Raw genomic sequence first — 14,468 nt, forward strand, 5'->3', positions numbered from 1 at the left:
GAGGCTGCCTCAAGCGGTGGCCTCGTCCAGCAGTTCCAGTACGTGCCGGTAGAGGCGGCCGGTGGCGCGGGTCATGCCCATCTCGCAGGTGCGATTGCACGAAGCGTACGCGTCGTACGTTCCGCTGTTGATCTCCGCGGCCTGGGCGGCGGTGGCGCTCGCCGTGATCTCCGGGTGGAGCAGACCGCGGTCCCCGGCGAAGGCGCAGCAGCCCCAGGTGTCGGGCACGGTGACGGCGTCGCTCACGGCCGCGGCCACGGTGCGCAGGGCGCCGTCGATGCCGAGGTGCACGGTGGAGCAGGTGGGGTGCAGGGCGAGGCTGGTCAGGCGGCGGGGTTCGGGCAGGGCGGGCAGCAGGTGCTCGGCGGTGAAGACGACGCTGTCGACGAAGCGCAGGGCGGCGAACCGGGCGCGGTCGGGCTCCGCGAGGACGTCCGGCAACTGTTCCAGGCCGTGCGTGCAGGACGAGGCGTCGCAGACCACGGGCAGCCGGCCCTGGTCGCTGGCCCGCCACAGCGCCTCCAGGGTGCGGGCCGCCATGGTGCGGTGGCCGTCGGTGTAGCCCTTGGACTGCCAGGGCGTGCCGCAGCACAGTCCGGGCAGTTCGTCGGGCACGGTGACCTGGACGCCGGCCCGTTCGCACAGGCGCAGGAACGCGGCGGACGCGCCGCCGGTGGTGCCCTCGGCGGCGAAGACGCTGCCGATGCAGGCGGCGAAGAACACCGCCCGCGGCTGTGCCGGGTGCCGGGGCGCGGGGCGCGCCGGGCCGCCGCGCGGGATGTCGTCGGCCCACGGGGGCACGAGTTCTCCGGCGCCCAGCCGGCGGACGGCTCCGGTGGCGGCGCGCAGGGCCGGGGCGGGCAGTACGTGGGCGGTGTTGAGCGCCGCGCGGACGCCCTTGACCGCGGTCCCCCAGTGCCGGGCCGTCGCGTTCCCGGCGCGCTGTGCGGTGGCGGTGTGCCGTTCGGCGCGGAGTCGTTTCATGACGGCGCCGGTGTCGATGGTGACCGGGCAGGCGGTGACGCACAGGCTGTCGGCGGCGCAGCTGTCGACGGCCGCGTAGGCGTAGTCGGCTTCCAGGGCCCGGCGGCGGTCGTCGTCACCGGCGGCGGTGGCGAGGGCGATCTCGCGCTGCAGGGCGATGCGCTGGCGGGGCGTCGTGGTGGCGTCGGCGGTGGGGCAGACGGGTTCGCAGTAGCCGCATTCGACGCACGCGTCGACGGCGGGGTCGACCTCGGGGACGCTCTTGAGGCTGCTGAGGTGTGCGGCCGGGTCGTCCTCCAGGAGTACGCCGGGGTTGAGGACGCCGTGCGGGTCGCACAGCCGCTTCACCTCCCGCATGACGTCGTGGAGTTCGTCGCCGTACTGGCGGCGGACGAAGGGGGCCATGGCGCGGCCGGTGCCGTGTTCGGCCTTCAGGGTGCCGCCGGCGTCCAGGACGAGGTCGACCATGGCGTCGGTGAACCGGGCGTAGCGGTCGATCTCCGGGGCGGAGTCGAAGTCCTGGGTGAGCATGAAGTGCAGGTTGCCGTCGCGGGCGTGGCCGAAGATCACCGCGTCCTGGTAGCCGTGCCGGTCGAAGAGGCCGATCAATCCCTCGCAGGTCCGGGTCAGGCGGTCCATCGGTACGGCGATGTCCTCCAGCAGCGCGGTCGTGCCGGGACGGCGGGCTCCGGCGACGGCCGTGTAGAGGCCCTTGCGCAGATGCCACAGCCGGGCCCTGACGCGCGGGTCGCGCACCAGTGAGGTACCGGTCACCGCGGGCAGGCGGTCCAGGACCGGCTGGGCGGCGGCCACCCGTTCCTCCAGTGCCTCGGCGCTGTCCTCGGCGAACTCGACCAGGAGGGCCGCGTGCCGGTCGACGCGCAGTCCGCGCACCTCGTCCACCGGGTCCGGGGACTGCTGGGCCACCCGCAGCGAGGCGGCGTCGAGGAGTTCGGCGGTCCGGGCGCCCGCGGCCAGCAGGGCGGGCAGCGCGTCGGTGGCCTCGGCGAGGCCGGGCAGCACCAGCAGTCCGGTGGCGGTGTGCGGAAGGAGCGGGACGGTACGGAAGACGGCCTCGCCGACGAAGCCGAGGGTGCCCTCGCTGCCGATCATCAGGTGGGCGAGGATGTCGGCCGGATCGCTGTGGTCCAGGAGCGAGTTGAGGCCGTAGCCCATGGTGTTCTTCATCGCGAACAGCCGCTCGACGGTGGCCCGTGAGGCGGCCGAGTCACGGACCCGGTCGCGCAACCGGAGGAGTCCGGCGTGGAGTTCGGGTTCGCGAGCGCGCAGGGCGGCGTCGGCGTCGGGTGCCGCGGTGTCGACGACGGTCCCGGAGGGCAGCACGAACTGGAGGGATTCCATGGTGCGGTAGGCGTTGTCCTGGGTGCCGCAGTTCATGCCGCTGGAGTTGTTGGCGACCAGGCCGCCGATGGTGCAGGCGGACTCGCTCGCCGGGTCGGGTCCGAGCCGCCGCCCGAACCGGGCGAGCCTGGCGTTGGCCTGACGTACCGTCAGTCCTGGTTGCAGTCGGATGCGCAGGCCGTCGTCGAGGACGGTGGCGGTGCGCCAGTGGCTGCGGACGTCCACGAGGATGCCGTCGCCGCCGGCCTGTCCCGCCAGGCTGGTGCCGCCCGAGCGCAGCGTCACCGGCAGTCCCGCTCCGCGGGCCCCCGCCATCAGGGCGCCGACCTCGGCGGCGGACGCGGCGCGCACCACCGCCTGCGGCGTGAACAGGTACGGCGAGGCGTCGTGGGCGGCGGCGACCCGGCGTGGCAGTTCGGTGCTCACGCGGGCCGGGTCACTGACGCACGAGGCCAGGAGTGCGGCGAGTCCCGCGGGGCGGTCCGCGGCGGGAGGGGTGACGGCGGTGGGGCTCATGGCTCCTCGCTCCTGCGGTGTCAGCGGGCGGACGGGGCGGAGACGGCGGTGGTGGGGGCGGCGGGGCCGGCGTCGGCGGTGATGCGCATCCGGTGCGGCGGCCGTGACGCGGGTTCGGGCAGCCGCAGCGGTGCCAGGCCGGGCGTGAGGGTGCCGAGCAGCGTGGCGCGGCGCGCCCCGGTGCCCGACGGAAGGGTGCCGGGCAGGCCGTGGACGGTGAGGAAGCCCAGCACGGCGAAGGCCAGCGCCTCCTTGGCGTCGGACGGCAGGCCCAGTTCGTCGCTGGCGCGCAGGGTCACGCCGGGAAGTTCCTCGGCGATCACGCGCAGGAGTTCCGGGTTGCGGGCGCCACCGCCGGAGACGACGAGTTCGGTGACTCCGTGGGCGCGGCAGGCGTCGGCCACGGTGACGGCGGTGAGCCGGGTCAGGGTCGCGAGCACGTCGTCGGGGTCGGGTGTGGGTACGGTCTCCAGCGCCCGCTGGAGATAGGGCAGGTGGAAGTGTTCCTTGCCGGTGCTCTTCGGGGCGGCCCTGCGGTAGTAGGGGTCGTCGAGCAGGACCTGGAGGAGTTCGGGGCTGGTGCGTCCGGAGGCGGCGCGGCGGCCGTCCTCGTCGTAGGCGGCGGCGCCGTCGGTGAAGTGCCGTACGGCCGCGTCCAGCAGGGCGTTCGCGGGGCCGGTGTCGAAGGCGAGCGGTTCGGTGTCCGGTGCGAGGACGGTGACGTTGGCGATGCCGCCGAGGTTCAGCGCGGCCGGTGTGCCGGGCAGGCCGCGCAGCAGCAGGGTGTCGGTCATGCCGACCAGCGGAGCGCCCTGCCCGCCCGCGGCGACGTCCCTGCTGCGCAGGTCGGAGACGACCGGGAGGCCGGTGGACTCGGCGATCCAGGCGGGCTGGCCGAGTTGGAGCGTGCCGCGGACGGTGCCGTCCTCCACCCAGTGGTACATGGTCTGGCCGTGGGAGACGACGAGGTCGGCCGTGCCGTCGCAGAGTTCGCGCAGCGCGCGGCCGGCGGCGTCGGCGAACGCCTGGCCGATGCCGGTGTCCAGCGCGCAGACGGTCCGGACGGTCGTCCCGGCCGGCGGGAGGGTCGCCGCGATCAGGGCGCGCAGGTCGTCCTGGTAGGGGACGGAGAGGTGTCCGAGGGGCCGCAGGAGCAGGGTGTCGCCGTCCAGGGTGAGGTCCGCGGCGGCGGCCTCGATGGCGTCGTACGAGGTGCCCGACATCAGGCCGATCACGCGCACGGTGCCTCCCGGTGCGCGGTCCGCCGCGCGGGCGGGGTCGGCTGCTGCTGCGGCATGGCTGCTCCCTGAGGTGGTCGGAACGGGGCGGGTGCGGGGCCGCGGCGGCGGCCCCGCACCGGGTGGGGTGGACGCGCCGTCACTCCTGGCCGGCGGCGACGGCGACCCGCTCGGGGCCGGGATCGCCGTCGCCGGCGGGCAGTTCGGCCGGTTCGGGGGCGCGGTGGAACAGACTCATCACGCCGCCGACGACGAGGGTGATGACCACGCCGATCGGGACGAGCCACTGGGCGGCGATCGCCGTGGGCACGGTGGCACCGGCGACGGTCACGTCGATCTTCACGCCGCGCACGATGTAGGTCATGACGCCGACCGTCACCAGGAAGGCCACCACGGAGTCGACCTCGTTGGCCCGCCGGACGAGCCTGCCGAGCAGGAACGCGCCGAGCAGGGCGCCGTAGGTGTAGCCCGCGATGGTCAGGCCGGTGAGGTAGACGTTGCCGGTGCTGGCGCTGAAGGCGCAGGCGAAGATCGCCATCAGGACCGCCCACACCAGGGTCATCACCCGGGCGAGCTTCAGCAGCGACTCCTCGGAGGGGGTGCTGCGGAAGAAGCTGTGGATGATGTCGGCGACCGTCGAGTTGGACATGGAGTTCAGGGCCGAGGACAGCGAGCCCATCGCGGCGCCGAGTATGCCGGCCACGAGCAGGCCCGAGATCACCACGGGCAGGCCGTGCAGGATGAAGTTCGGGTAGAGGTTGTCGGAGCTGGCCAGGCCGAGCGACTTGAAGTCCTTGCCGTTGTTGTACGACCAGAGCAGGGCGCCGACGAGGGAGAAGGCGGCGAACTGGAGGGTGACGAAGATGCCCGAGGCGATCATGGCCTTCTGGCCGTCGCGCAGCGAGCGGGTGGCCAGGACGCGCTGGACGATCAGCTGGTCGGAGCCGTGGCTGGCCATCGCGAAGATGGCACCGCCGATGATCGCCGTCGGAAGGGCGAACGGGCTGGTGAGGACGTGCGCCAGGTCGAAGTTGGTGTCGAAGAGCTTGAAGTGGCCCGAGTGCAGGGCGCTGGAGAAGCCGTCGGCGCCGACGTGGCCGGAGAGCACCGCGATGGCGAGGATCGCGCCGCCCAGGTACAGGCCCATCTGGATGGCGTCGGTCCAGATGACCGCCTTGATGCCGCCGAGGTAGGTGTAGACCACGGTGATCACCGTGAGCACGATGATGATGACGCGGTATCCGGCGTGCACGCCGAACTCGTCGAGCAGCAGCTTGATCGGGATGGCGGAGGCGAAGAGCCGGACGCCCTCGGCGAGGAGCCGGGTGAAGACGAACGTCACGGACGCCAGGCCCTGGAGTTTCAGCCCGAATCTGCTGCCGAGGTACTGGTAGGCGCTGACGAAGCCGCCGCGCTTGTACAGCGGGATCAGCACGGTGGCCACGACGACGCGGCCGATGACGTAGCCGAGGGCGAGTTCGACGTTGCCGAAGCCCTGCCCGCTGTACGCCCCGCCGGGCACGCTGATGACGGTGAGCACGCTGGTCTCGGTGGCCACCACGGAGAACGAGACGGTCCACCACGGCATGTGGCCCTCACCGACGAAGTAGTCCTTCGCGGTCTTCTGCCGGCCGGCCAGGCGCAGTCCGATCCAGGCGATCGCCACCAGATAGACGACGATCACCACGAGGTCGAGTTGGCGCACGCTCACTCCTAAACATCGGCCGGCGGGGAGACCGGCGGGGAGAGGACAGGGGTAGGGGACGTCGTCCGCCGTACGCGGACGACGTGGGGTTCGTGCGGTGCCGACGCGTCCAGCGCCAGCAGGCGTGCGCCGTCCAGCGGGTCCCCGAGCGGGGGCACCGCCTTCAGGGGGCGCGGGGACCCGGCGAGCGCCGACGTGAGCGGACCGAGGAGCGGGTCGCCCAGGCCGGTGAGACCGCCGGTGATCGTGACGGGGAGGACGTCGTCGCCGCCGACGCGGCGAGCGGCGGCGAGCACGGCCTCGCCGAGTGCGGTGGCCGCCTCCCGCACGATCGCGGAGGCCGCCGGGTCGCCCGCGGCGGCGGCGCGGGCCACGTCGGGGGCGAAGGTCGCGGCGGTGCGCGCGGGGTTGCCGTCCCGGCCGAGCGCCGAGGGCAGCCGGTCGGGGTCGCCGAAGCGTGCCCGGGCGGCGGCCAGCAGTGCGGTGTCCGGGCCGCGGCCGTCGTGGGCGCGCAGTGCGGCGCGCAGTCCGGCGGCGCCGATCCAGGCGCCGCTGCCCTCGTCGCCGAGCCAGGGACCCCAGCCGTCGACGCGGGCGTAGGAGCCGTCCTCGCCGATGCCGATGGCGACGGAACCGGTGCCGATCGCGAGGACCACTCCGGTGCGCCCGCCGAGGGCGCCGGCGTGCGCGGTGACGGCGTCGCTGGTGACGGCCACCTCGTCCGCGGGCAGGTCGTCGAGGAGCCGCCCGGCCAGTTCCCGTGCGGCGTCCGGCGCGGCGGCCGCTCCCGCGGCCCCGACGCAGACCGACGCGAGCCGCAGCGGTCCGGGAAGGAGCGGCAGGACGGCGGCCCGTACGGCGGCACGGGCCAGTTCCACTCCCTGGTCGGCGGCGAGCCCGGGAGCTCCGGGCACCTCGTGGACGCCCGGGGCGGGATCGGCGCCGTCGTGCCACAGCACGGCACGGCAGCCGGTCTTGCCCAGGTCCACCGCCACTGCTGCTGTCTTCACGGCACACCTTCGTGTCTGCACGGATCCGTCGCGGCTGACGGTCATGGGACGGCCACAGGCACGATGACCGGCGCGGATCGCGGTGCAGCGAGTATCGGAAGGCCGACATCCGTATGTCAATAAGTAACGTCGTGCAATTGAGTACGTAAATTTTTGACGCACCGCGAACGGCATGGTTACTGTGTCGCCACCCACTCAGGAGGGACGGCCCATGGCCCGCCAGGAACCACCCAGAAGCGCCCAGCCCGCAGAAGACAGCTCGCCTGCCGCGACCCTGGCGCGGATCCGCGCGGCCCTGCCGTCCCTGGCCCCGTCGGAACGTCGGGTGGCCGAGGCCGTCCTGGCCGATCCCGGGCAGGCGTCGGAGCTGTCCATCAGCGCCCTCGGCAAACAGGCCGACACCTCGGTGGCGACGGTGATGCGCTTCTGCCGCGCGATAGGCGTCGGCAACTACCCCCAGCTGCGCCTGGCGCTGGCGGCGGCCGCCGCCCATGAGCACGCCGTGGGCGGCGAGCGCCCGGCTCCCGGCACCGACATCAGTGCCACCGACAGCCTCGCCGACATCGTCGGAAAGATCATCTACAACGAGGTGCGCGCGCTGGAGGACTCCGGGGCGGAACTGGACATCGAGGTGCTCGGCCGCGCGGTGGACGCCCTCGCGGGCGCCCGGCGCATCGACATCTTCGGCGTGGGTGCCAGCGCGTTCGTGGGCCAGGACCTCCACCAGAAGCTGCACCGCATAGGCCACATCGCGTTCATATGGACGGACCGGCACGCGGCCCTCACCGCGGCGGCCCTCCTCGGGCCGGGCGACGTCGCCCTGGCCGTCTCCCACTCCGGGGAGACCGAGGACACCGTCGAGCCCCTCCAGGCCGCCGCCGAGCGCGGCGCCACCACGATCGCCCTCACCAACGTCCCGCGCTCCACCCTCGCCGAGAACGCGGACCTCGTCCTGACGACGTGCGCCCGGGAGACCCCCTTCCGTTCCGGGGCGACCGTCAGCCGCATCGCACAGCTCGCCGTCGTCGACTGCCTGTTCGTGGGTGTCGCCCAGCGGTCCTTCGACGCCACGACCGTGGCCCTCCAGAAGACCTACGGGGCCGTACAGCGCCGCAAGCGCCGGCAGCCGCCGCGCCGGACACCGTCCGGCACCTGACCACCACCCCTCCCCCACCCTCTCCCGCACCGCCTTGAGCACCACCCCCGAAAGGACGACCGCGCCGTGGACCTCAGCACGCTCGGCTCACTCGCCGCACTCGGCACCGAGACCCGCAACGAGCGGACCGCCGACCTGGACCGCATGCCGGTGACCGAACTGCTCTCGGTCATGAACGCCGAGGACCAGACCGTCGCCCTCACGGTGCGCGACGCGCTCCCGCAGATCGGTGCCGCCGTGGAGGCGATCACCGAGTCCCTGCGGCGGGGCGGACGGCTCATCTACATAGGCGCCGGCACCAGCGGCCGGATCGGCCTGCTCGACGCCGTCGAGTGCCCGCCCACCTTCGGCACCTCCCCCGAGCAGGTCGTCGGCCTGCTCTCGGGCGGCCCCGGCGCCTTCGTCGTGGCGGTCGAGGGAGCCGAGGACGAGCCCGCGCGAGCGGTCACCGACCTGGACGAGATCGGCGTGAACGACCGGGACACCGTCGTCGGGCTCGCCGCGAGCGGACGCACCCCGTACGTCGTCGGCGGGCTGCGGCACGCGGCGGCCAAGGGCGCGGTCACGGTGTCGGTCGCCTGCAACCGGGACGCGGTCGTCAGCCGGTACGCCGACTATCCGATCGAGGTCCCCACCGGACCCGAGGTCCTCACGGGGTCGACCCGCCTCAAGGGCGGCACCGCCGAGAAGATGGTCTGCAACATGCTCTCGACCGCGGCGATGGTCCGCATCGGCAAGGCCTACGGCAACCTCATGGTCGACGTGAAGGCCAGCAACGACAAGCTCGTCGACCGCGCCCGCCGCATGGTCGCCGAGGCCACCGGCGCCGACCACGACAGCGCCGCCGAGGCCCTGCGGGCGGCGGGCGGTCACGCCAAGACCGCGATCGTCATGCTGCTCGCCGGCATCTCCGCGCAGGAGGCCGCCCGGCGCCTGGACGCGGCCCGCGGCGACACGCGGACGGCCATCGGCCTCGCCGGCTGAGGGCGGGTTGCCGTCGCGCCGGGCGCCTCGGCGGCGGTCGCGGAACCACCGGACCGCCGGCCCGCCCGGCGGTGGACGGGGCCGGCGGTCCGCGCGGCCGGCTACGACGTGACGGCTACGGCGTGACGGCTACGGCGTGACGGCTATGTTCGTCAGCCCCTTGCCGCCGGTCACCGTGTTCCCCGCGTACACCGTCGTCCGGCAGGACGAGGTGGCGTTCGTGACGTCGATGGCCAGCTGGGTCGATCCCGTCGCTCCGCTCAGGGACGACTTGTTGTCCCTGAAGACGGTGCCGCAGCCCCAGCCCGACTGCTGCGTGTGGGTCTGGTAGCCGTCGTTCATCGTCTTCGTGCCCGTATTGCCTTCCACGAGCACGTTGTTGCCTTTGACGTCGACCCAGGAGTCGTCGTAGTTCGCGTTGGTCAGGCCGCTGCCGTCGAAGGTGTTGCCGACGATCTGCGCGCCCGTCGTCCCCTCCTTGATGTCGACGTTCTCGCCGCCGACGTCCGGGCCGATGGTGTTGTTGCGGATCTGCACGTTGTCGCTCTTGTCCGAGAGGGTGTTGGCCGTCCCCACGTACACGCCCTCGCCCATGCCGCGGCCGTCGTTGCCGGTGTCGTAGATCTTCGAGTTCTGGACGAGGCCGTCCGGGCTGGAGTTGCGGAAGTGGACGCCTTCCATGTCCAGGCCGTGCACGGTCACGCCGTCGACGATCACTCCGCGAGCGGAGTCGATCATGATGCCCTTCTGGCCGCCGGTGACGGTGATGCCCTTGACCGTCCAGTACGAGGCGCCGTCGAGGTGCAGGCCGTAGCCGCCGCTCGCGGTGAGGACGGCCTTGGACGAGCCGGTCAGCACGATCCGCGCGCTGGACCCGGCCGCCTTGGTGGTCTTGAAGTTGCCGGTGTACGTGCCGTCGGCCAGATGGATGGTGCCGCCCGAAGTGACCGCGGAGAGCGCCGACTTGAGCTGGGCCGCGGTGGAGACCTCGATGACGGCCGCCTGGGGTGACGCCGTGGCGGGCGCGGACAGCGCGGCCACGGCGGCCGCGGCGGCGGCCGTCGCGAGCAGTGTGCAGGAACGCTTGCGCATGGGGGGTGCCTTCCTGTGACTCACTCGTTCATGTTCATGAATCTCGTACGCATTCATGAACTCGGATGGCGACGACAGTAAAAGCGCGCCCATCCGGCGTCAAGGCATCGCGCACGGCACGGAGCGGAAGGGGCCGGGCGGCCGGAGGAGGCGCAAGCGGAGTAGTCCCGTCACCCGCGCGGCGCCGGTGACGGTCGCGGAGCGCCCCCTCTGAGCAGCCCTCTTGCGCCGGCGGCGCACCGCCGCGGCCGGTCGCGGGGCCGCTCCCGCTTCGAGGCCGCGCCGACGTGGAAGTGATCCCCGTGTCCTGGCCGGTCCGCGACCGGACCACAGCCCGGTGCCCGCGCTCCTGAAGAGGTGCTCAGTGACCTTCGGCAGATATTTCGAGGACTTCGAGGTCGGCCAGGTCTTCCGCCACTGGCCGGGCAAGACCGTCACCGAGTACGACCATCACCTGTTCTCCCTGCTGACCATGGTGCGGCACCCGCTGCACCTCGACGCCCACTACGCGAAGACCGCGACGCGGTACGAGCAGCCGCTGGTCATCGGAAGCTACGTCTTCTCCCTGCTCCTTGGCCTGTCCGAAGCGGACGTGGCCGGGCGCGCCATCACGCACCGCGGCTTCGAGAAGATCGAGCACCACGCGCCCCTGCTGCACGGCGACACCCTCTACGCGGAGAGCGAGGTGTACGCGAAGCACGCCGTCCCCGACCGGGAGGGCCGGGGACAGGTGGGCGTGGAGACCCGCGGCCACAACCAGGACCGTACGCTGGTGATGACGCTGCGCCGGGACCTCGTCGTACCCACCCGGCCGCCGGGCTGACCCGCTCCGGGAACCCTTATGTCCGGAGCGACGGGTCGCGGACGAGCCAGGTGCGGAGTCCCTCGGGCAGCCGCCGCACCGCCCGGTCGTGCAGGGCGAGTTCGTCCTCGGAGCACAGGGTGCGCCACTGGCCGCTCGTGCCTTTGTGGAAGAAGTTCCACGAGCCGAGGGCGGAGCCGGAAAGGCCCGAGTCCCAGATCTCGTCCTCGTTCACCTTCATCTCGGCGAAGGTGCAGGCGTGCACCAGGTCGGGCCAGACGCGTTCGTCCACGGTGATGCCGAGGAATTCGGCCAGCCGCCGCATCTCGCCGTCGAGGTCGTCCAGCATGTCCTGGTAGTGGAGCAGACGGATGTTGGGCTCGGAACGGTATTCCCACCACGAACTCAGGTGACGGGTAGGGGAATTGTAGGGCCAGCCGTCCGATTCCCAGGGATAGGCGCTGCGGGTGAAGAACTCCCGCCAGAAGGCATGGACGTCCTCGGGGACTTCCGGCGGCCGGAACGACGAGAGGTTCTCGCCGCCGTGCGCCTGGGCGGCGGCCGCGAGCGCGGCCCGCGGTCCCGCGGAACTCATGCTCCGGGCGTGATGGTGGGTGGACAGCGCGAGGTCCCGCAGGTCACGCCCCACCACCACGTACCGCACGTGCGGATGGAACGGCAGCGCGTCCAGGGGCAGATGCGTCTTGACGAAACGTCGGTGCCGCTGCTCGGAGAGCGTCGCCAGGACGTCGGCGAGGGGGACCATCGCCATGTCGAGCCAAGGGCTGATTTCCATGAGCGGACGCGGCAGGCGGACGCTCTGGAAAATCAAGGACGCCACGATCCGCTGGGCCCAAGTGGTGCCCGCTTTGGTGGCGGTGGAGATGACGATGTCCCCGTGACGGGGCTCGAAGGAATTCCACCGCGTGCTGTCGAGCAGAGGACTTCGGTAGACACGCGAGGGCGGATACGAGGACGTCGGCACGGCGAATTCTGACCCGTTCTTCCGGTGGCTCTCGACGGACGCCTCCACTCCCCCGGATCCGGTCCCGCTCTCCGGGAAGTCTTTCGGCGGCGGACTCCGCCATGGAAGGCAATGTCCTCCGGCCGCCGCAAGCGACGCGGACCGGAACCACTCGATGAGGTGCCGCATCACGTCCACCTGACGCACCGGCCGACCCGGACGACCCGACCTAAAGAACCCGGCCGACGGAACCCGGCCGATGGGACGGCCGGCTGGACGGGCGAGGACTCCCAGCCGCTGAGCCCCAAGGACCACCGCATCAAATCCGGCCACTGCGACGCTAGTTGGCCACTCTTGCGCGCAGCGGGGCCGGGATCGGGTGATGACGGGTGCGGAACGCCGCCGGAGTGAATGGATGTGACAGAGGGAATCCGGCCTGCGTTACATGTCATGTCTCTGTCGATTCATGAGTGGCGGCCAGAGTTCCTCCGGGACATCACCCACAGGAGGACACGTGACCGGTCAGCAGAACCGTCGGCGCTCCATCGGGCTGCGCACGGCGTTGATGGGCACACTCACCACGTGCCTGGCGCTCGCGGGCAGCGCGGGCGGCACGGCAGCCGCCGACACCACCGGGCCGGAGGCGCTTCCGTTCTCGGGAGCCACCACGTCCGGTCTGCACAACACCTACGACCCTGCCGCCTTCACCTACCTCGCGCAGAGTCTGGACACGGGCACCTCGATGATCGAGCTGGACGTGTGGGACGACTTCTTCACGCAGGAGTGGAAGGTCAGTCACGACAGCCTGACGAGCAACAAGAACAACTGCGTCAACGCGTCCACCCCCGCCGACCTCTACACCGGCAGCGCCAACAAGGACCTGGAGAGCTGCCTCGACGACGTGCGGGTCTGGCTCGGTGCCCACCCCGGCCACGCACCGCTCATCATCAAGCTGGAGATGAAGGCCGGCTTCCAGTCCACCTTCGGGATGAGCGCGGCCAAGCTCGACCAGTCGATCAGCGCCCACCTCGGCAACCTGGTCTACAAGCCGAACGACCTGCTCAACAAGCCCGGTGGCGGTCAGTACGCCACGCTCGACGACGCGGCCAACGCGAACAACTGGCCCACCAGACAGGCACTCGCCGGCAAGGTCGTCTTCGAGATCATCCCGGGCACCGTCGAGGAGGGCAACCCGACCGACACCCTGTGGACGGACAAGGAGTACGCCAGCTACCTGCGCGACCTGCACACCCAGGGCAAGACCGCGCAGGCGAACATCTTCCCGTCGGTCCACAACGCCCAGGCCGGAGACCCGCGCACCCGCTACTCCGACACCTCGCTGCGCCCGTGGTTCGTGGTGTTCGACGGTGACGCGTCGACGTACCTCAACGGCTCGATCGACACGAGCTGGTACGACACCCACCACTACCTGCTGTTCATGACCGACTCGCAGAACGTCCAGCCCGCCCTGGACGCCACGAACCCCCCGGTGGCCGACGCCAAGGCCCGTGTCGCCCTGCTCGCCAAGGCCCACGCGACCGTCGCGTCCAACGACTGGCGCGGGCTGTCCGACGTCCAGTCGATGGTGACGCCCCGGGGCTGACCCGGGAGGCACCCGCGGTCCGCCCGGACCACGGCTCCGGCCTGGCGAACAGGTCCGGGCCGAAGGCATGGTCCGGGTCGGACCGCCGGCCGCCCTTCCGTACGGCGTTCACCGCCCGGCGGCCATCGCCGAGGCCGCGGATCAGTAGCGGTGGCCGGGCCAGTGAGGGTCCTCCCAGCGGTCGTCGCCGGTGAGGCCGAGCAGCCGTATGCGGTGGAGCAGCGTCTCCGCCACACCGTGGGCACGGAGCCGCGCGGGCGCGGCACGGACCAGCCAGGTGGTCAGCTCGACGCGCTTGGCCTCCTCGTCCTCCCAGGTGTACCAGGGCAGTTCGTCTCCGAGCAGGTCGTGCTCCCACTCCGTCACCGTCGCGGCCAGGTGCGCGTCGGCCGGGCGGCCGGTCAGCCTCTCCCATGTGGCGAGCCACGGGGTGAGCGTGCCGGACGCCTCGGTGATCACGATCAGCACCTCGGAGGCCGGTACCGCGGGAGCGGGGTCGGTGAGCGTGGCCTCCCACCAGGCGTGCAGGAAGTCACGGACCGCTTCGGCCTGCCCGGTGGGCCACTGCTGCCATTGGCCGCGGGCGAACGAGCGGCCGGCGTCGTCCGGGCCGCGGTACGGGTCGGTGGAGCCTTCGACGAGGACCCTGGCGAACTGCGGCAGGATCCGGCGCAGTACGGAGGCGTGGTCGCTCCAGTCGGGAGCCGGCCAGGTGCGGTTGAGGAGGTCGAGGTCCAGTTCCGTGTCCGCGACCTTGAGCTGGGCGACTTCTTCCGCGCTGCCCCAGTGGCACTCGCAGTTGTGCTCGTCGGGGTGGGCCGTCATCCCCGCGAAGACGGCGGCCAGGGAGTCGAGGGCGGTGGTGAGGCGAAGCCGTGCGGCCGACCGGTCCTGATACGTCATGTCGTTCGCCTTCGGGGACTCCGGAGGTTCCCGCCTCCGAAGATCGTCAACCTACCCGAGTGGTGCGCGGGCCGCCATCGACTTCGTGTTCCGGCCCGCGTCCCGCTCGCGCCCCGGTCCGGGCCCGCCCGTCGGGCCGTGCGGGTGCG

At 72.0% G+C, this 14,468-nt stretch carries 11 protein-coding genes; 4 read left to right on the plus strand and 7 right to left on the minus strand.

Annotated features, from left to right (window positions below; translation table 11 throughout):
* Positions 1-9: 9 nt before the first annotated feature.
* The 4 genes from ACIQOE_RS36155 to ACIQOE_RS36170 form a co-directional block, all read right to left on the minus strand.
* Positions 10-2,862: an FAD-binding and (Fe-S)-binding domain-containing protein gene (locus ACIQOE_RS36155; protein WP_401416133.1), complete on the minus strand. Its 2,853-nt coding sequence runs from the start codon at positions 2,860-2,862 to the stop codon at positions 10-12.
* Positions 2,863-2,882: 20 nt separating this feature from the next.
* Positions 2,883-4,103: an anhydro-N-acetylmuramic acid kinase gene (locus tag ACIQOE_RS36160; protein WP_401416135.1), complete on the minus strand. Its 1,221-nt coding sequence runs from the start codon at positions 4,101-4,103 to the stop codon at positions 2,883-2,885.
* 136 nt (positions 4,104-4,239) lie between these two features.
* Positions 4,240-5,805: a sodium:solute symporter gene (locus tag ACIQOE_RS36165; protein ID WP_362650466.1), complete on the minus strand. Its 1,566-nt coding sequence runs from the start codon at positions 5,803-5,805 to the stop codon at positions 4,240-4,242.
* An 8-nt stretch (positions 5,806-5,813) separates the two neighbouring features.
* Positions 5,814-6,815, minus strand: a complete 1,002-nt coding sequence (locus ACIQOE_RS36170; RefSeq protein WP_401416137.1) for an N-acetylglucosamine kinase — start codon at positions 6,813-6,815, stop codon at positions 5,814-5,816.
* 211 nt (positions 6,816-7,026) lie between these two features.
* Here ACIQOE_RS36170 and ACIQOE_RS36175 point away from each other — a divergent pair, with 211 nt between their 5' ends.
* Positions 7,027-7,971, plus strand: a complete 945-nt coding sequence (locus tag ACIQOE_RS36175) for a MurR/RpiR family transcriptional regulator (protein ID WP_351324516.1) — start codon at positions 7,027-7,029, stop codon at positions 7,969-7,971.
* A 66-nt stretch (positions 7,972-8,037) separates the two neighbouring features.
* Positions 8,038-8,955 (plus strand): N-acetylmuramic acid 6-phosphate etherase, encoded by a 918-nt coding sequence (gene murQ / locus ACIQOE_RS36180; protein ID WP_401416139.1) that lies wholly within the window; start codon positions 8,038-8,040, stop codon positions 8,953-8,955.
* A 129-nt stretch (positions 8,956-9,084) separates the two neighbouring features.
* Here murQ and ACIQOE_RS36185 read toward each other — a convergent pair whose 3' ends face one another.
* Entirely contained in the window at positions 9,085-10,047 is a 963-nt protein-coding gene (locus ACIQOE_RS36185; protein ID WP_365556159.1) for a right-handed parallel beta-helix repeat-containing protein, read from the minus strand.
* Between the two features lie 364 nt (positions 10,048-10,411).
* On the opposite strand from ACIQOE_RS36185, the gene ACIQOE_RS36190 reads away from it, so the two are divergent.
* Entirely contained in the window at positions 10,412-10,870 is a 459-nt protein-coding gene (locus ACIQOE_RS36190) for a MaoC family dehydratase (protein ID WP_351324520.1), read from the plus strand.
* A gap of 16 nt (positions 10,871-10,886) precedes the next feature.
* Here ACIQOE_RS36190 and ACIQOE_RS36195 read toward each other — a convergent pair whose 3' ends face one another.
* Positions 10,887-12,002 carry a sulfotransferase domain-containing protein gene (locus ACIQOE_RS36195; RefSeq protein ID WP_401416240.1) on the minus strand — a complete coding sequence of 372 codons (1,116 nt, stop codon included), beginning with the start codon at positions 12,000-12,002 and terminating at the stop codon, positions 10,887-10,889.
* A 325-nt stretch (positions 12,003-12,327) separates the two neighbouring features.
* Here ACIQOE_RS36195 and ACIQOE_RS36200 point away from each other — a divergent pair, with 325 nt between their 5' ends.
* The gene (locus ACIQOE_RS36200) at positions 12,328-13,416 is read left to right on the plus strand and encodes a phosphatidylinositol-specific phospholipase C domain-containing protein (protein WP_351324522.1); all 1,089 of its coding nucleotides are present in this window, start codon (positions 12,328-12,330) and stop codon (positions 13,414-13,416) included.
* 141 nt (positions 13,417-13,557) lie between these two features.
* On the opposite strand, the gene ACIQOE_RS36205 is transcribed toward ACIQOE_RS36200, so the two are convergent.
* Complete coding sequence (locus ACIQOE_RS36205; protein WP_401416143.1) at positions 13,558-14,319, minus strand: hypothetical protein; 762 nt, start codon at positions 14,317-14,319, stop codon at positions 13,558-13,560.
* Between the last annotated feature and the right edge of the window lie 149 nt (positions 14,320-14,468).

It is taken from the genome of Streptomyces sp. NPDC091282 (genome assembly GCF_044757385.1).
Taxonomy (GTDB): Bacteria; Actinomycetota; Actinomycetes; order Streptomycetales; family Streptomycetaceae; genus Streptomyces; species Streptomyces gramineus.

Bases quoted from the DNA above. Each gene is read 5' to 3' on its own strand.
- ACIQOE_RS36205 (WP_401416143.1), bottom strand. From the start codon at position 14,319: ATGACGTATCAGGACCGGTCGGCCGCACGGCTTCGCCTCACCACCGCC.
- ACIQOE_RS36195 (WP_401416240.1), bottom strand. From the start codon at position 12,002: ATGCGGCACCTCATCGAGTGGTTCCGGTCCGCGTCGCTTGCGGCGGCC.
- ACIQOE_RS36185 (WP_365556159.1), bottom strand. From the start codon at position 10,047: ATGCGCAAGCGTTCCTGCACACTGCTCGCGACGGCCGCCGCCGCGGCC.
- ACIQOE_RS36175 (WP_351324516.1), top strand. From the start codon at position 7,027: ATGGCCCGCCAGGAACCACCCAGAAGCGCCCAGCCCGCAGAAGACAGC.
- ACIQOE_RS36155 (WP_401416133.1), bottom strand. From the start codon at position 2,862: ATGAGCCCCACCGCCGTCACCCCTCCCGCCGCGGACCGCCCCGCGGGA.